Raw genomic sequence first — 15755 nt, forward strand, 5'->3', positions numbered from 1 at the left:
AGCAGGCCGCCGGTCAGCAGGGGCAGCAGACGGCCGGGCAGGCACCGGCCCCACAGACATCGGCTCAACCGGCCGCATCGCAACAGCAGCCTAACCAGCAGCGGCCGCCCCGCACCTATGCGCTCAACGTCGCCGAAAGCGGCAGCCTGACCGTCAACGGCCAGACCTGGGCCTTTGACGTGATCCCGGACCGGCCGCCGGAAATCGCCTTCGATGGCCAGCCGAAACGTTCCGTCAACGGCGCGCTGGAGATCGGCTACACCGGCAAGGACGACTACGGCATCCGCGAAGCTCATGCTCTGATCGAACCGGTCGACAAGCCGGCTCCGGGCGCGACCCCGCTTTATCCGCTGCCGGACTACCGGCTCGACCTGCCGCGGCAGAACAGCCGCGAGGTCAAGAGCCTGACGAGCCGAAGCCTGATCGAGCATCCGCTCGCCGGCAAGCGTGTCAAGATCACCCTGATCGCCAAGGATGGCGCCGGCCAGACCGGCCGCAGCCCGACCCATGAAATGGTGCTGCCCTCGCGCGGCTTCTCCGAGCCGCTGGCGGCCGCCGTCGCCGAAGAGCGCCAGGTCTTCGCGCTCGATACCCGCCAGATGCCCCGCGCCATCGAGCTCAACGAAGCGCTGGCGATCCGTCCCGACGAGACCATTCCCAACCTCAGCCATTTCCTGCTGATCAGGTCGGCGCTCGAGCGCATGAAGCTCGCCCGCAACGAGGAACAGCTGAAGGATACGGCCGAATATCTCTGGGAAATTGCGCTCGGCATCGAGGATGGTGACCTGTCCCAGGCCGAACGCCGCCTGCGCGACGCGCAGCGCAACCTTGCCGAAGCGCTGCAGAACAAGGCATCCGACCAGGAGGTCGCCCGGCTGATGCAGGAGCTGCGCGAAGCCATGCAGCAGTTCATGAACGAGCTTGCGCAGCGGATGCAGAACGCTCCGCAGGCGCCCAACAACATGCAGTCCCAGAATGTCATCCGCCAGCGCGACCTGCAGAACATGATGGACCAGATCGAAAATCTCGCCCGGTCCGGCAATCGCGACGCCGCCCAGCAGATGCTCAACGAATTGCAGCGGATGATGAACAACCTGCAGGCCGGCAGGCCGCAGCGAGGTCAGCAGGGCCAGCAACAGCAGAACGGCCAGATGCGCCAGCAGATCGACAAACTCGGCGAAATCATGCAGGAACAGCAGCGGCTGATGGACCAGACCTTCAAGCTGGACCAGGCGCTCCGCGACCGCATGCAGCGCGGCGACCCGAGCGAACGGCCGGGGCAGGAAGGCCAACAGCAGCAGCAGGGTCAGCAGCAGCAGGGTCAACAGCAGCAAGGTCAGCAGGGCCAACAGGGTCTGCAGAACACCGACCAGATGACTGCCGAGCAGCTGCGTGAAGCGCTGAAGAACCTCCGCGCCCAGCAGGAAGGCCTTGGCAAGAAGCTGGAAGAGCTGCAGCAAGCGCTGAAGGGCCTCGGCATGCAACCCGGCGAAGGTTTCGGCAAGGCGCAGAACGAGATGGGCAATGCCGGCAAGGCGCTGGGCGATGGCCAGGGCGAGCAGGCCGTGCAAGGCCAGGGCAACGCGCTCAACGCACTTCGCCAGGGCGCCCAGAACATGATGCAGCAGATGATGCAGGCCATGCAACAGCAGGGCCAGGGCCAAGGCCAGGATCGTGGCGGCCCGGGCGAAAACATGACCTCGCAAGGCGGCCAGAACGGCCGCGACCCGCTTGGGCGCCCGCGTGCCACGTCAGGCCCGGATTTCGGCGATCAGGTGAAGGTGCCTGATGAAATCGATGTCCAGCGCGCCCGCCAAATCCTCGAAGCGATCCGCGAAAAACTCGGCAACGCGCTTTCCGGTGAAGCGGAGCGGCAATACCTGGAACGGCTTCTGGATATTCGCTGACCTGAAGCCGGCCTGAAGACTTTTCAGGCCGCGCGGGAGCTTGCTGCGGCCAGTGCCGAGGCGACGGCACGGCGGATATCGGGAAGCGCGAACGGCTTCTGCACCATGTCGATCACCTTGGCCGCAAGATCGTCGGCACGCTCCCGCTGCTCGGCATAACCGGTCATCAGCAGGATTTTCAGATCGGGGAATTTTGCGGAAGCCTGGTGCACCAGTTCGATGCCATCCATGACCGGCATGCGGATGTCGGAGAGCAGCAGATCGAAGGTTCCCTCGCTGAGCTTTTCGAGGCCTTCCGCGCCGTCACCCGCTTCATGGGTCTCATGACCATCGAGACGAAGCGCCCGCGCAACGAACATGCGAAGCGAATCTTCGTCCTCGGTAATCAGGATTTTTGCCATTGCGGTGATCGCTCCCGTGTTTTGTTATCTGGGAGCAAATCAACAGAGTTTTCTTGTCGAGGAGTAAACGCCGGCCCATTGCAGGCCGACATGGTTAACACCTCGTCTCCCCAAGCCAAGCAAATCGGTCAGGCGTCTCCGGTCACGACGCCGACAAAAGGCAGCTCGCGAAAAGCATAGGCGACGTCCATGCCGTAACCGACGACGAAATAGTCCGGGCATTCGAAACCGACGTAATCCGCCTCCAGATCCTCCTGGCGCTTGACGCGTTTGTCGAGCAGCACGGCGACCGAAACATTACGGGCGCCGCGCTCATAGAGCATTTCCTTGGCGAATTTCAGCGTACGGCCGGATTCGAGGATATCGTCGATCAACAACACGTCGCGATCCTTCACGTCGCTGTCGATGTCCTTGACGATCCGCACCCCTTGCGAAACGGTTCCGGCGCCGTAGCTCGACAGCGTGACGAACTCGACTTCCGGCGCAAGACCCACATCATGCAGCGCCCGCAACAGATCGGCGGCGAAGACGAACGAGCCCTTGAGGATAGCAATGACCAGCAGGTCCTTGGTCGGACCGGTGGCGATCTGCGCCGCGATCGCATGGTTGCGCTCGGCGATCTGTTCGGCGGTGTAAAGCGGCTCGATGATTTTGCCGCGTACGACGGGCATGAGGTTCTCCTACGTGTCCGTAAAAAACCGCGATACCACAATCCGTCGGGAAAGAGAAAGCTCTAGGCGCCGCGGTCCGCAAAGGAAAGCCGCAGATCGGGCAGTTTTCCACCGGGGTGGGGCACGCGCGCCGAAAAGCCTCGGCTCTGGCGGCCTTCGATCGACGAGACCGGCGGCGAGATCAGCGTCGTCGCAATGAGTGTCTGGCCCGACATCAGATCGGCGCGGATCTGCGGCATGGCCCGGTTGTCGCCGCTGCGGTTCTCGACGATGCCGTTGATCAAGAGCACGCGCATGCCGTTGGCATCCTGCGGCGTCATCGTCACATGGGTGATGTCGAGCGTCGGCCCGGCTCCTGCCGTCGCCGAACCGGCGAACAGGAACGTGAAGCCGCCCGCGAGGCTGAAGACGGCAACGAAGACGACGGCCACCACTGCCGAGAAGAAATCGGCGGAAAGACGCATCAGGCCACGCTCAGTTCCGGCGAGAACCCGTTCCGCGAACGACGCGGCAACGACCGTGGTTTCAGGTCGCCTGGTGCGATTGTCATTGTGCGAGCGCGGCGCCGGTCCTCGGCGGAAGGTCTCGCGAACCGGGACGAACTGGGCGTCGACCACTTCGCCGCCCCGGGGGTTCACCCGGGTCGGCCGCGCGGAAGGTTCCGGCGGCAGGATGTCCATCTGGATGACTGTCTTGCCCTGATGGCTGCTAAACGTGCTCATGGGGCCCTCTTCGGCCCGTTTTCCCCGTTGTTCGGGATCGCGGGCATTGAATCGAATCCTCCTCAGTCGTAAATTGAAATGGTTAACGCTTCGCGAATACGGCCTGAAATTAGCCCTTTTCCGCGCGTGATTTACCGTTCGTTTACCCGGGTCGTTAAGAGATAGACGGGCACCAGAGAGTCGAAAGAGCGAGGACTGGGTCATCCGTTGATTCATTTCGAAAACGTTGGTCTGCGCTATGGGATGGGGCCGGAGATCCTGCGGGATATGACCTTCGACATCCCCAAGCGCTCATTCCAATTCCTCACGGGCCCATCGGGCGCTGGGAAGACCACGCTCCTGCGCCTGCTGTTCATGTCGCTGCACCCGACCCGCGGCATCATCCATATGTTCGGCCGTGACCTGTCGCAGATCCCCCGCGCCGAACTGCCGATGCTGCGCCGGCGGGTCGGCATCGTCTTCCAGGATTTCCGCCTGCTTGACCACCTGACCACCTATGAGAACGTCGCGCTGCCGCTGCGCGTGCGCGGCAAGGAGGAAAGCTCCTACCGCAACGACGTGATCGAGCTTCTGAAATGGGTCGGGCTCGGCGAGCGTATCAACGTGCTGCCGGCCGTTCTTTCGGGCGGCGAGAAGCAGCGTGCCGCGATCGCCCGCGCCCTGATGGACCAGCCGGAAATCCTGCTCGCCGACGAACCGACCGGCAATGTCGACCCGCCGATGGCGCGCCGGCTCCTCAGTCTGTTCCTGGAACTCAACCGGCTCGGCACCGCCGTCGTCATCGCCACCCACGATCTGGCGCTGATGGACCAGGTGGATGCAAGGCGGATGATCCTCACCGAAGGGCGGCTCGACATCTATGAATGAGCTGAGCCGCCCGGAAGCGACGAAGAGCGCCCAATCACAGAGGCCCGAAGGCGAGCGGCAGGCCCAACCTGCGGGCCAGAAGCAGGCGCGCCGCGTCGAGATGCGGGTGCGCCCGACGGCCCCGATCCTGCCGCCCTCCAACATCCAGGGCAATGCGCTGATGGTGGTGATCGCCATCATGGCCTTCCTCGCCTGTCTGACGCTTGGCGCGGTCAGCATGGTAAGGGCCACGGCGTCGAGCTGGCAGAGCCAGATTTCCCGCGAGATCACCATCCAGATCAAGCCCGATGACGGGCTCGACATGGATGCCGCTTTGAAGAAGGCCCGCGACCTAGCGCTCACCTTCGTCGGCACCCGCGAAGGCACGATCATGGACGAAAGCGCGACCGCAAGGCTTCTGGAGCCGTGGCTCGGCACCGGATTGAACTTCGACGACCTGCCTATACCGCGCCTCGTCATCGTCACCATTGACGAACAGAACCCACCCGATTTCGCCGGAATGCGCGATCTCCTGAAGACGGAAATCCCGCAGGCCTTCCTCGACGATCACCGCACCTGGGTGGACCGCCTGGTGTCGATGGCCCATACGACGGTGCTGATCGGCATGGGCGTCCTCATCCTCGTCTTCACGGCGATGATCCTGACGGTGATCTTTGCCACCCGCGGGGCGCTCTCCGGCAATCGCCATATCGTCGAGGTGCTGCATTTCGTCGGCGCCGAAAGCTCTTTCGTGGCCGGCGAATTCCAGAAACATTTCCTGAAGATCAGCATCAAGGGTTCCGCCGCCGGCGGTGCGCTCGCAGCCGCTATGTTCGCCATTGCCAACATGTGGCAGGCGAATTCGCTCGCGACGCCCGAAAGCGATCAGGCGAGCGCCCTGTTCGGTTCCTTCACGATAGGCGCCGGCGGTTATCTTGGCATTTTCGCCACGATGATCGTGATCGCGCTGCTGACGACGCTCACGGCCCGGTTCACGGTCATGCGCACCATCGACGAGATCGACCTGATCCGATCCGATCCATCGCGTTCCGACGGGTTATCAGCTTCTTGAATCGGTTGCCGTCCCTCTGTAGGTTGGCCCTGTTCTCGCCACGAATCTCCGGCTATGGACAATCATGACACCGGCTCCGACCACACCCGAAAATGAAGCGGATAGCCACCCGCGGCGGTGGCTCGGGAGAGTGTTTTCGCGCAACAGCCGGCTGCGATGGGCCGCCCGGCGCATCATCATGGCCTGCGTGCTCGGGCTGGCGCTGCTTTTTGGCGGGTTTTTGTGGTTTGCAAATGCGGTGACGTCACTGAAGGCGCCTGACGGCGTCAAGGCCGATGCGATCGTCGTATTGACCGGTGGCTATCTGCGCATCGAACAGGCGCTCGGACTTTTGCGGGATGGAGCCGGCCAGCGCCTGCTGATCTCGGGAGCGCATCCGTCCACCAGCCCGACCCAGATCCGCAAGGTCACGCAGGCCTCACCCGACCTCTTCGCCTGTTGCGTCGATATCGGCTACGATGCGATCGATACGATCGGCAATGCCAACGAAATCACCCGCTGGATCCACGACCACGGATACAGGTCCGTGTTGGTCGTCACCAACAATTATCACATGCTGCGCAGCCTGCACGAATTGCGGCGCGCCGACCCGGTTACCGAATTCATCCCCTATCCGGTGGTCAGTTCCGATCTCACCCGAAAAGCCTGGTTCGCCGAGCCGGACGTGTTGCGCACCATGCTTTCGGAATACGGCAAGGTCGTGCTCGCCACCTGTCGCGACTGGTTCGGCATCGAGCGCGGTACGGGACTGCGCAACGAAGACCCGCCGAAAACCGCCTCAAAGCCCGCGCCCTGACACTTTTCCCTCCGGATGACGAGCCGACGCTTTTTTCCCCGCCCGATCTCGTGTAGGCAACGCCTGTCCAAGAGGAAGCTTCCATGCTGCTGGTGCGTTCGGTTCTTTTCAACATCGCCTTCTACACAAACCTGATCGTCCGCATGATCGTGCTGAGCCCGATCTATTTCCTGATGCCGCGCAAGGCGGCCTACCGCATCCCGAAAGCCTGGGCCGCCTCCTGCAACTGGCTGATGGCAAAGATCGTCGGCGCCACCTTCGAGATCGAGGGGCTGGAAAACGTGCCGGAGGGCGGTTGCATCTTTGCGCCCAAACATCAATCCGCCTGGGATACCGTCGCACTGCTGCCCTGGCAGCGGGACCCGGTCTACATCCTCAAGCGCGAGCTGATGTGGATCCCGCTGTTCGGCTGGTACGCCGCCAAGCAGAAGATGATCCCGGTAAACCGCGGCGCCCGCGGCAAGGTGATGGTCGACGTCATGAACCGGACGAAGGAGGAGATGGCAAACAACCGCCAGCTCATCATCTACCCCGAAGGCACGCGCCGCCCGCCGGGCGCCGAGCCGCAATACCGCTACGGCATCGCCCGTATCTATCGCGACGTGCAGGTGCCGGTCGTGCCGGTCGTCGCCCATTGGGGCCTGTTCTGGGGCCGCCGCAAGCTCATCAAATATCCCGGCCATTTCAAGGTCCGCATCCTGCCGCCGATCGCACCGGGCATGGATCCGGATGCTTTTTACGCCCATCTGGTCGAAACCCTGGAACGGGAAAGCGACAGGCTGCTGGTCGAAACCGTGGCCGCCAATCCGCACCTGCCGCTGCCGCCGTCAGCGGTGAAGCGGCTTGCGGAGCTGAAAGCTCAGACGGCGGCCTGAAATCCAGCCGTCACGGCCGCGCCAACGCCTTCCAACCAGTGATCGCGGATACCCATATCTTTCAGATGGGCCAATGTGTTGAACACATAGGTATCGTTTGGCCCGGACTGGCCGGAGGAGACGCCGACGATCTCCGCCGCCTGCTCGATCTCGAGCGCGCCAGCATATTGGACATGGTGGCGATCGACGATATAGCCGACTGCCTTCACCTGCCGCCCGTCGCCGAGCGAGACGGGCAGAATCTTTTCCAGATAGACGTTCGTAACGAGTTCGCGCCGGCGCAGGTAGTCGAGCACGTCCGCCCGGTTCTCCTCGCTCACCCGGAAGGCCACGCCGCGGCATGAACCGCCGCGGTCGAGACCGAGGACGAGCCCCGGACGATCGGGCGTGCCGCGATGCACGTAAGACCAGACGCAGAGGGAGCGGCGGAAGCCGAAAGTACGTGCGGGCAGTCTTTCCTCAAACGTAAAACCGGGATTCCACATCAGAGACCCGTAGCCAAACACCCAAAATTCGTCCATATCCCGCGCCACACCATTCCAATTGAAGCATCCCGCCCCAAGTTTTCAGCACCATTGGAGAACATCATGGCAGCGTCAAGCCGAACTGGCGTCAGCGGCAAATTGTGGCTACTCGCCTCCGGCGTGGTGCTGGTAATCGCGCTCTACACCGCCGGCTGGTTCTATGGCGCCTCGACGCTGAAGGAGCGGACGCTGGCCCTGCTCGGCAGCCAGGAAAGCCGCGGCATCTCGGCCGAATGCGCCGACGCGGACTATCGTGGCTATCCCTTCCGGATCGGCCTGTTCTGCTCGAAGGTCTCGGTCGACGACCGCACCAACGGCATTTCCGCCACGTTCGGAGCGCTGCGGTCCGCCGCCCAGGTTTACAATCCCGGCCATATCGTCTGGGAACTCGATTCACCGATCGAGATCCGCACCGGCCACGGGCTTTCGGTTTCGACCACCTGGGAAAATTTCCAGTCGAGCCTCATCACCCGGTTTCGCGGCGTGGAGCGCACCTCGACGGTGATCGAGAATGCGAAGACGAACATCCTATCGTCGGCAACCGGCCAGGCCTTCAATATCAGCGCCGGTCACACCGAAATCCATCTGCGCCAGAACGGCAACGACCTCGACGCGGCCATGACGCTGCAAAACACCGATGTGGTGATGAAGGACCTGCCGCAGCTTCTGCCCCGGTTTACGACCAATCTCGACCTGACCCTGACCGGCCGCGCCGGCATGATCGACGGAACCGATCCGAATGGAACCGCTCTCTACGGTACACAGGGCCAGATGCGCAGCCTTTCGGCCGATCTCGGCGACGGCAAGCTGATCACCGTTTCCGGTCCGTTTTCCTTCGATGAACAGGGTTATCTGTCTGGCAAGCTGAAGCTCCGGATCGAGCGGATCGATGCCTGGCGGGACAGCCTCAGCCAGGCCTTTCCGCAGATCGCCCCGACGCTGAAGAGCGCCGCCAACATGTTGTCCGCGCTCGGCCGCGGCAAGAGCGCGTCGCTCGACCTCACCATCAACCGCGGTAAGGTGTTCGCCGGCGGCTTCATCCAGATCGGCGAAATTCCGCCGATCTAACCCTGGTCACTTTTTGGCGTCGAGTGAATGGCGGCCGAAATCCGGAGCGTCGACATCCTGGCCGGCCTGGACGATGGAGCGGCGGATGGCGCGGGTGCGGGTGAAGAGCTCGAACAGCTTGTCGCCCTCACCCCAGCGGATCGCCCGCTGCAGATAGGCGAGGTCTTCCGAAAACCGCGCCAGCATTTCCAGGATCGCATCCTTGTTGTGCAGGCACACATCCCTCCACATGGTGGGGTCGGACGCAGCAAGACGGGTGAAATCGCGAAAACCGGAGGCGGAATATTTGATCACTTCCGCGTCGGTCACCGTCTCGAGATCGTCCGCCGTGCCGACGATGTTGTAGGCGATGATATGCGGCAGGTGGGAGACGATCGCCAGAACCTTGTCGTGGTGCTGCGGGTCCATTTCGTCGATGCGCGAGCCGAGCGCCATCCAGAAGGACTTCAGCTTATCGAGCGCGCCTTGATCCGTATCCGGGAGCGGCGTAAAGATGCACCAGCGGTCCCGGAACAGACCGACAAAACCGGCATCCGGGCCGGATTTTTCGGTGCCCGCCAGCGGATGGCCCGGAATGAAATGCACGCCTTCCGGCATATGCGGCGCCATCTGCGCGATGACGGAGGCCTTGGTGGAACCGACATCGGTGACGATCGCGCCGGGCTTCAAGCTGCCGGCGATCTGTTTGGCGACCGCCTCCGATGCACCGACCGGAACCGAGACGATGACGAGATCGGCATCTTTCACCGCATCAGCAGCTGAGGAAACATAGTGCGTGCCGAGCGTCAGCTCTTCGGCACGTTTCAGGGTTTCAGCGCTGCGTGTGGAAATCACCACATCGCGGGTCAGACCCAGTTCCTTGACGTCCCGCGCGATCGAGGAGCCGATCAGGCCGATGCCGATCAGCGCGATCCTGTCGAAAAGCGGCGTGCTCATGCGCTCTTGCCCATGAATTCGCCGAGCGTTTCGATGACGCCGCGATTGGCCTCCTCCGACCCGATCGTCATGCGCAGCGCATTCGGGAAACCGTAGCCTTTGACAGCGCGCAGGATGTAACCGCGGCTGGTGAGGAAGGCATCCGCTTCCGGCGCCCGCTTGCCGTCGACATCCGGGAAATGGATGAGCACGAAATTGGCGACCGAAGGCGTCACCTTGAGGCCGATCGCCTCCAGCGCGTGGGTAAGCTTGCCCTGCCAGAGATTGTTGTGCTCGACCGCTTTTTCGACAAAAGCCTGGTCGCGGATCGCGGCCGCACCTGCGGCAATCGCCGGGGCGTTCATGTTGAACGGGCCGCGCACGCGGTTCAGCGCGTCGAGAATGCCGGCCGGGCCATACATCCAGCCGATGCGCAGCGCCGCAAGCCCGTAGACCTTGGAGAAGGTGCGGGTCATCACGACGTTCCTGTTGGACGACACCAGTTCGAGGCCGGCCTCGTAATCGTTCTTGCGCACGTATTCCGCATAGGCGGCGTCGAGCACGAGGATGACGCTCTTCGGCAGGCCGGCATGCAGGCGGCGGATATCGGCGACCGGGACATATGTACCAGTCGGATTGCCGGGATTGGCGATGAACACCATCTTCGTCTTGTCGGTGACGGCGGCAAGGATCGCGTCGACGTCAACGGTGCAATCCTTCTCCTTCACTTCGACGACCGTGGCGCCGGCGCCCATGATCTGGATCTTGTAGACGAGAAAACCATGCTGGGTGATGATCGCTTCGTCGCCGGCACCGAGATAGACGTGGCAGAGCAGGCCCAGCAACTCGTCGGAGCCGTTGCCGCACATGATGTTCGCGACATTGAGCCCGTGCACCGAGGCGATCGCCTCGCGCAGCGCCATTGCCTGACCGTCCGGATAAAGTTCGAGATGGCCGGCCGCCTGTTTGAAAGCGTCGATCGCCTTCGGGCTGGCGCCGAGCGGCGTCTCGTTGGACGAAAGCTTGAAGACCCGCGCAACGCCCGGAGCATGTTCCTTGCCGGGCACATAGGCGGCGATATCCAGGATGCCGGGACGCGGAACGGGCTCACTCGTGACGATGCTCATCGGATCAACCTTTTTGGAAAGCCTTAAACGGCGGGTGTGATCCAGTGGGATTAAAGCCGAATTTCGGCTTTGTCGAGGGGTGAGGAATGGTCGGCGCAGCCGACGAAACGATCCAGTCAATCGTTTCGAATGACGAACGCCCTGAGCCAAAGCCAAGGGCCGGAGAATGCAGCCAGATGAGGGACGATCCTCACCGCGTCCGCGTCGTCGGCACGCCTTGAGGTGCCAGCACCGGCACGAAGACGCGCCGGGAGGCGCGGGCGGCGACCGGCAGGCCCTGGTAGAGCCGCTTCTGGGCCTCCACCACGATCACCCCCGAAAACACCGGCCAGAAGCGGCGCCCCAGGCGCTCGAAGGCCTGGCGCAGCTTCAGCACGGCGCGGATCTTCGACGGCGGGAAGAACAGCGCCTCGGCACTGGCACCGGGCGTGAAATTGGTCTCGCGCAGCAGCGAGGTGAGCTGCCCGCGTGAATAGGGCCGGCCGGAGCCGAACGGCGTGTGTTCCATGCGCGCCCAGACGCCGCGCCGATTGGGCACGACGATGACCAGCCGCCCACCGGGTGCCAGCACCCGCCAGAGTTCCTTCAAGGTCTCCCGCGGATTTTCGGCAAACTCCAGCGAATGCACCATCAGCACGCGGTCGACGGAAGAGTCCGGCAGCGGCAGTTCCTCGTCGAAGACGAGGGCCGTCGAGGAAAGCTCGCTGACCGGCCAGTTCACCGCCCCCTGCCCCGCCGGCATGAAGGCGAAAGTGCGTTCCGTATCGGCGCGGAAACGGTCGAGATAGGGCACCGCATAACCAAGGCCCACCAGCCGCTCCTCCGGCAGCCGCGCCCAGAGCGAAGACAGCGCGAACGTGATCGACTGCTCGGCGAGATGGCCGAGGGGCGAGTGATAGAATTCGCGAAGATCGACGATATCCGTATGCATGCGTGATTTGGTACCAGACGGTGGTTGGACTTCAAGGGACCAGTCTCTACATTGTGACGCAAAACACTTTCAGCAATGGGGTTATGTTATGAGACCACTGGAACTCGAAGTTTTTTCATGCCGCAGCGATAATTACGGCGTCCTCGTGCACGATCCGGAAAGCGGCCTGACGGCCTCGATCGATGCCCCGGAGGAAAAGCCGATCCTGGACGCGGCGGCCCGGCGCGGCTGGAAGATCACCCACATCTTCACCACCCATCACCATGGCGACCACGTGGAAGCCAACCTGGCGCTCAAGGAAAAGTTCGGGCTGGAGATCATCGGCCCGTTCAACGAGGCCGTGGCGATCCCCGGCCTCGACAAGACCATGGCGGATGGCGACGAATTCCAGTTCGGCGAACATCTCGTCTGCGTCATCGAGACGCCGGGCCACACGGCCGGCCATATCTGCTACCATTTCCCGGATGACAAGATCCTGTTTGCGGCAGACACGCTGTTTGCGCTCGGCTGCGGCCGGCTGTTCGAACGCCCGGCAGCCGACATGTGGCATTCTCTGCAGAAGCTCGCCGTCCTGCCGGACGAGACGGCCGTCTATTTCGGTCATGAATATACGCTCTCGAATGCGAAGTTCGCACTGAGCGTCGATCCGGACAATGAACGCCTGCAGGCGCGCGCAAGCGAGATCGAGGCACAGCGCGCGGCCGGCCGGTTCACCATTCCGACGACGATCGGGCTGGAGAAGGAAACCAATCCCTTCCTGCGCGCATCGGACCCGGCCATCCGCCGCAACCTCCTGATGGAGGGCAAATCCAACGAGGAAGTGTTTGCCGAAATCCGCAAGCGCAAGGACAACTTCTGAATGACGCCGGAGGAGATCATCACCACGCTCGGCATGCAGCGGCATCCGGAAGGCGGCTGGTACGTCGAGACGTTTCGTGACGCTGAGGGTGGCTCGCGTGGCCACTCGACGGCGATCTATTATCTGCTGGAAGCCGGCGAACGCTCCCACTGGCATCGGGTTCGCGATGCGGCGGAGACCTGGCATTTCTATGCCGGCGATCCGCTGCTCTTGCGGATTTCCGAGGGCGAGACGGTCGAAGAGGTGAGGCTCGGCACCGATCTCGCCAGGGGCGAACGGCCGCAGGCCGTGGTCCCTGCGAACGCCTGGCAGGCGGCGGAACCGCTTGGCCGGTTCACGCTGGTGGGTTGCACGGTCGCGCCAGGCTTTCAGTTTTCGAGCTTCGAGATGGCTCCGCCCGGATGGGAACCGTCGGTCTAAGACAACGGCAGGCCGGCAATTGCCAACGTAAAGATCAGCTGTGCCGTGAAGTAAGTGCCCCACACGAATGGCTTCAGCCTCGCCATGACAGGCGCATCCGGCTTGACCAGGAATTTCTGGACCGCCAGTGCGGTGTCGGACATGACGAACAGCGCAGCACCGGCCGCCGGCAGGATCGGCTTCACCGCCAGCGCCGAAAGTGCCATGGCGAGGATCGCGACCCCATAGGCGGCGACGGGGATGGCGAGCCGTCCGGCAGGGCGCCACAGCATGAAAAACGTCATGCCCGTCAGCACCACGAAGATCCATGCCGCCGTATAACGCCATGCGGAGGCGACGAGTAGGCTCGGTTCTATCGACGGCCAGAACAGCGCCGCATAGGCAATATGCGAAGCGAGGAAGGCCGCGAGCCCGGCGACGAAGGCTGGCTCTCCCTCGTAGGCAAGGCAGGCGTCTCCGAGTGCACCGAGCGCCAGCGCTGCGACGAACAGCGCCGGGGCGCCGGAAAGACCGGCGTAGAGCACAAGCAGCAGGACCGGTATGGTCTTCAACACCGCACGAAGATGGCTCGCCGGCCTTTTCAGCCAGCGGAAATAATGGATCGCAAGCGCGATCGAGGCGGCAAGCACCGCCCATAACGACAGATACATCTCTTCCCCCACGTCCCCGACCCTTTCAGGAACGCCTATTCGGCCGCGGCTTCCGCAATTGGCTTCGGCCGGAACATATCCCGCGCCGCCAGCACCGCCCCTCCGGTGATCAGCAGGCAGGCCAACAGGATGTTCCAGTTCGCTTCGGCAAAACCCGATGCGACCAGGATCAGCGTCGACAGCAGCGGCGCCGCATAACTGGCCGCGCCGATGATCTGGATATCCCCACTCTTGACACCGTAGTCCCAGGCATAGAAGGCCGCGCCGACCGGCAGCAGACCAAGCCCAACCACCGCCGCCCACTCGCCGCCATTAGCCGGCCAGACGGTTGTCTCAAGCGCCAGATGGCAGATCAGCGACAGCAGCGAGGTGCCGAGGCAGAAACCGGTGACGACATCGGTCGAAACCCGGTCGAAGCGCCGCGTCAGCAGCGAATAGCCCGACCAGGTGAAGGCGCAGAGAAAGGCGGCGCCATAACCCATGAGATAGGCGTCGTCGAAGGCAAGTCCGTTGCGGGAAACGATGGCGATCGTGCCGCAGAGCCCGGCGACCGCACCAGCCACGTGATACCAGCGCAGCCTTTCTCCCGGCAGCAGGGCCGAACCGACGACGATGAACAGCGGCCAGAGATAGGCGATCAGCCCCGCCTCGACGGCCGGTGCGTTGCGGAGCGCCGTGAAATACAGAAAATGATAACCGAATAGGCCGCCGATGCCGGTGATCCAAACCTTCGGCGGCTGCTTCAGGAGCGCGATACGCTCGGGCCTGACGATAAAAAGCACGATGCCCGGCAGGCTGCCGATCGCGAACGTCATCGCGCTCATCTGGAAAGGCGGCACTTTTCCGGATGCAGCCGTCATCAGGGCCAGCAGCGACCACATCAGGATCGCCGTAAAACCGATCAACGTTCCCCGGATTTTCACCCCTGCCCCCTTGGGCGCCCGGGCGGGCGCCTTATTCAACCGCCATACTTGACGGCCGTCACGTAAACCTGCCCCATCCTTGTCGGGATGACGGCGTAGACTGGAGCATATACATTTACCGATTGCGCTTTGGCAAACCAGATTTCCATCGGCGTCTTGCGCAAATATTCGATATCGCTGCGCCCGCGCTTGAAGCCCGACCTCGGAAGGTAGCGGATCGAACAGACGATCGCCTCACCCTTGAAACCGTCAGTCGAAAACGGCCTGGTGCCCTTCGGCGTCAACACCAGGTCCATGCGCGACTCGCCATCGTAGATCGGCAGCCGACTGGGGCAGACCTTGGCGTCGCCCGGGAAGATGAGGCCACTCAACGGGTCGAGAACCGCGTGCAGGTCCTTGTCCGTCACGGGAATCCAGGTTTCCGGATTGCGGGTCGGCTCGGGCTTGACAGTCGTCTCGGTGACATTGCCGTTGCGGTACTCGACGTCGTAGACACGCGTGCGCCGGCCGGCGCTGTAGACGAGGTTGTAGCGATCGGCCTGCAGCTTGTCGGCCTGCATTCGCCCGCTGACGCTGGTCTCGGCGGAGATGCGGCTGATGATGTTGACGATCCCGGCCGATTTGAACGTGCCGGTGATCTTGTAATCGCTGCTGTTGAATTCGCTCGCGAATGACGCCTTTGCGATCGGCAGTATCCCGAGCGAAATATCGTATTCGCTGACATGCCGGATTTCCGCCGAGCCGAGCGGAACGGTCGTGAACCCGAAGACGAGCACGAAGGCACTGACGAAACAGCCGTGAAGGTTCATGATTCTGCCCTGACCGATGAGGACGCCGAAAAGCGTCTTCCTGGAGACATATAGACGGTGCATCATGGCAAGAAAATAGCGGCGCCAGGGCACTGGCAGCGGATTCTCTTAGGGTTAGGCCAAGGTTTTGGCTTGACGCGACGAGCCCCACTGACTATAGAACCGCAACTTTCCACTCAGGACCAGTTGGATCGGCGCACCGGACATTGTCCGGAAGTACCATCCGATTGCAGAAGAAC

The 15755-nt window shown here is 62.8% G+C and carries 18 protein-coding genes; 8 read left to right on the plus strand and 10 right to left on the minus strand.

The window, feature by feature from the left end; genetic code table 11:
* Window positions 1–1907: TIGR02302 family protein (locus MOV61_RS09210; protein ID WP_247136353.1), on the plus strand; the 1907-nt coding region annotated here is incomplete at its 5' end.
* Window positions 1908–1930: 23 nt separating this feature from the next.
* On the opposite strand, the gene MOV61_RS09215 is transcribed toward MOV61_RS09210, so the two are convergent.
* From MOV61_RS09215 to MOV61_RS09225, 3 genes are all read right to left on the minus strand, one after another.
* Complete coding sequence (locus MOV61_RS09215; protein ID WP_247136354.1) at window positions 1931–2308, minus strand: response regulator; 378 nt, start codon at window positions 2306–2308, stop codon at window positions 1931–1933.
* A 128-nt stretch (window positions 2309–2436) separates the two neighbouring features.
* A complete protein-coding gene (gene hpt, locus MOV61_RS09220; protein ID WP_247035170.1) occupies window positions 2437–2979 on the minus strand; it encodes a hypoxanthine phosphoribosyltransferase in 543 nt (180 codons plus the stop codon).
* A gap of 62 nt (window positions 2980–3041) precedes the next feature.
* Window positions 3042–3701, minus strand: coding sequence for a hypothetical protein (locus MOV61_RS09225; RefSeq protein WP_247136355.1), 660 nt, complete (start codon window positions 3699–3701; stop codon window positions 3042–3044).
* Between the two features lie 207 nt (window positions 3702–3908).
* Between MOV61_RS09225 and ftsE the strand changes: the two genes are divergently transcribed.
* The 4 genes from ftsE (at window position 3909) to MOV61_RS09245 (ending at window position 7290) form a co-directional block, all read left to right on the plus strand.
* Complete coding sequence (gene ftsE / locus MOV61_RS09230) at window positions 3909–4568, plus strand: cell division ATP-binding protein FtsE (protein ID WP_038590651.1); 660 nt, start codon at window positions 3909–3911, stop codon at window positions 4566–4568.
* Between the two features lie 100 nt (window positions 4569–4668).
* Complete coding sequence (locus tag MOV61_RS09235) at window positions 4669–5619, plus strand: ABC transporter permease (protein ID WP_157885259.1); 951 nt, start codon at window positions 4669–4671, stop codon at window positions 5617–5619.
* A 64-nt stretch (window positions 5620–5683) separates the two neighbouring features.
* On the plus strand, window positions 5684–6415 hold the full coding sequence (locus MOV61_RS09240) for a YdcF family protein (protein WP_038546335.1): 732 nt from the start codon (window positions 5684–5686) through the stop codon (window positions 6413–6415).
* A gap of 83 nt (window positions 6416–6498) precedes the next feature.
* Window positions 6499–7290 carry a 1-acyl-sn-glycerol-3-phosphate acyltransferase gene (locus tag MOV61_RS09245; protein ID WP_247136356.1) on the plus strand — a complete coding sequence of 264 codons (792 nt, stop codon included), beginning with the start codon at window positions 6499–6501 and terminating at the stop codon, window positions 7288–7290.
* Here MOV61_RS09245 and MOV61_RS09250 read toward each other — a convergent pair.
* Window positions 7275–7823, minus strand: a complete 549-nt coding sequence (locus MOV61_RS09250) for a gamma-glutamylcyclotransferase (protein ID WP_247136357.1) — start codon at window positions 7821–7823, stop codon at window positions 7275–7277. The two genes, MOV61_RS09245 and MOV61_RS09250, sit on opposite strands and share 16 nt — an antisense overlap.
* Before the next feature lie 54 nt (window positions 7824–7877).
* Here MOV61_RS09250 and MOV61_RS09255 point away from each other — a divergent pair, with 54 nt between their 5' ends.
* The gene (locus tag MOV61_RS09255; RefSeq protein WP_038546345.1) at window positions 7878–8882 is read left to right on the plus strand and encodes a DUF2125 domain-containing protein; all 1005 of its coding nucleotides are present in this window, start codon (window positions 7878–7880) and stop codon (window positions 8880–8882) included.
* 6 nt (window positions 8883–8888) lie between these two features.
* Here MOV61_RS09255 and MOV61_RS09260 read toward each other — a convergent pair whose 3' ends face one another.
* The 3 genes from MOV61_RS09260 to MOV61_RS09270 form a co-directional block, all read right to left on the minus strand.
* On the minus strand, window positions 8889–9818 hold the full coding sequence (locus MOV61_RS09260; RefSeq protein ID WP_247136358.1) for a prephenate/arogenate dehydrogenase family protein: 930 nt from the start codon (window positions 9816–9818) through the stop codon (window positions 8889–8891).
* Window positions 9815–10924 carry a histidinol-phosphate transaminase gene (gene hisC / locus MOV61_RS09265; RefSeq protein ID WP_247136359.1) on the minus strand — a complete coding sequence of 370 codons (1110 nt, stop codon included), beginning with the start codon at window positions 10922–10924 and terminating at the stop codon, window positions 9815–9817. Before hisC ends, MOV61_RS09260 begins: the two co-directional genes overlap by 4 nt.
* Before the next feature lie 190 nt (window positions 10925–11114).
* On the minus strand, window positions 11115–11855 hold the full coding sequence (locus tag MOV61_RS09270; RefSeq protein WP_038546354.1) for a class I SAM-dependent methyltransferase: 741 nt from the start codon (window positions 11853–11855) through the stop codon (window positions 11115–11117).
* 88 nt (window positions 11856–11943) lie between these two features.
* Between MOV61_RS09270 and gloB the strand changes: the two genes are divergently transcribed.
* Both gloB and MOV61_RS09280 read left to right on the plus strand, forming a co-directional pair.
* Window positions 11944–12714 (plus strand): hydroxyacylglutathione hydrolase, encoded by a 771-nt coding sequence (gene gloB, locus MOV61_RS09275; RefSeq protein WP_247136360.1) that lies wholly within the window; start codon window positions 11944–11946, stop codon window positions 12712–12714.
* Window positions 12715–13134 (plus strand): cupin domain-containing protein, encoded by a 420-nt coding sequence (locus MOV61_RS09280; protein WP_247035183.1) that lies wholly within the window; start codon window positions 12715–12717, stop codon window positions 13132–13134.
* Here MOV61_RS09280 and MOV61_RS09285 read toward each other — a convergent pair.
* The 3 genes from MOV61_RS09285 to MOV61_RS09295 are packed head-to-tail and all read right to left on the minus strand — an operon-like array spanning window position 13131 to window position 15516.
* Entirely contained in the window at window positions 13131–13796 is a 666-nt protein-coding gene (locus MOV61_RS09285; RefSeq protein ID WP_247136361.1) for a lysoplasmalogenase, read from the minus strand. The genes MOV61_RS09280 and MOV61_RS09285 overlap by 4 nt on opposite strands.
* Before the next feature lie 23 nt (window positions 13797–13819).
* Window positions 13820–14707, minus strand: a complete 888-nt coding sequence (locus tag MOV61_RS09290; RefSeq protein WP_247136362.1) for a DMT family transporter — start codon at window positions 14705–14707, stop codon at window positions 13820–13822.
* Between the two features lie 35 nt (window positions 14708–14742).
* Complete coding sequence (locus MOV61_RS09295; RefSeq protein ID WP_051900201.1) at window positions 14743–15516, minus strand: DUF3108 domain-containing protein; 774 nt, start codon at window positions 15514–15516, stop codon at window positions 14743–14745.
* Window positions 15517–15755 lie beyond the last annotated feature (239 nt).

It is taken from the genome of Neorhizobium sp. BETTINA12A (genome assembly GCF_023006485.1).
Classification (GTDB): domain Bacteria; phylum Pseudomonadota; class Alphaproteobacteria; order Rhizobiales; family Rhizobiaceae; genus Neorhizobium.

Coding starts and splice junctions, on each gene's coding strand:
- MOV61_RS09215 (WP_247136354.1), bottom strand. CDS start 2,308: ATGGCAAAAATCCTGATTACCGAGGACGAAGATTCGCTTCGCATGTTC.
- hpt (WP_247035170.1), bottom strand. CDS start 2,979: ATGCCCGTCGTACGCGGCAAAATCATCGAGCCGCTTTACACCGCCGAA.
- MOV61_RS09225 (WP_247136355.1), bottom strand. CDS start 3,701: ATGAGCACGTTTAGCAGCCATCAGGGCAAGACAGTCATCCAGATGGAC.
- MOV61_RS09235 (WP_157885259.1), top strand. CDS start 4,669: ATGCGGGTGCGCCCGACGGCCCCGATCCTGCCGCCCTCCAACATCCAG.
- MOV61_RS09240 (WP_038546335.1), top strand. CDS start 5,684: ATGACACCGGCTCCGACCACACCCGAAAATGAAGCGGATAGCCACCCG.
- MOV61_RS09245 (WP_247136356.1), top strand. CDS start 6,499: ATGCTGCTGGTGCGTTCGGTTCTTTTCAACATCGCCTTCTACACAAAC.
- MOV61_RS09255 (WP_038546345.1), top strand. CDS start 7,878: ATGGCAGCGTCAAGCCGAACTGGCGTCAGCGGCAAATTGTGGCTACTC.
- MOV61_RS09260 (WP_247136358.1), bottom strand. CDS start 9,818: ATGAGCACGCCGCTTTTCGACAGGATCGCGCTGATCGGCATCGGCCTG.
- hisC (WP_247136359.1), bottom strand. CDS start 10,924: ATGAGCATCGTCACGAGTGAGCCCGTTCCGCGTCCCGGCATCCTGGAT.
- MOV61_RS09270 (WP_038546354.1), bottom strand. CDS start 11,855: ATGCATACGGATATCGTCGATCTTCGCGAATTCTATCACTCGCCCCTC.
- gloB (WP_247136360.1), top strand. CDS start 11,944: ATGAGACCACTGGAACTCGAAGTTTTTTCATGCCGCAGCGATAATTAC.
- MOV61_RS09280 (WP_247035183.1), top strand. CDS start 12,715: ATGACGCCGGAGGAGATCATCACCACGCTCGGCATGCAGCGGCATCCG.
- MOV61_RS09295 (WP_051900201.1), bottom strand. CDS start 15,516: ATGAACCTTCACGGCTGTTTCGTCAGTGCCTTCGTGCTCGTCTTCGGG.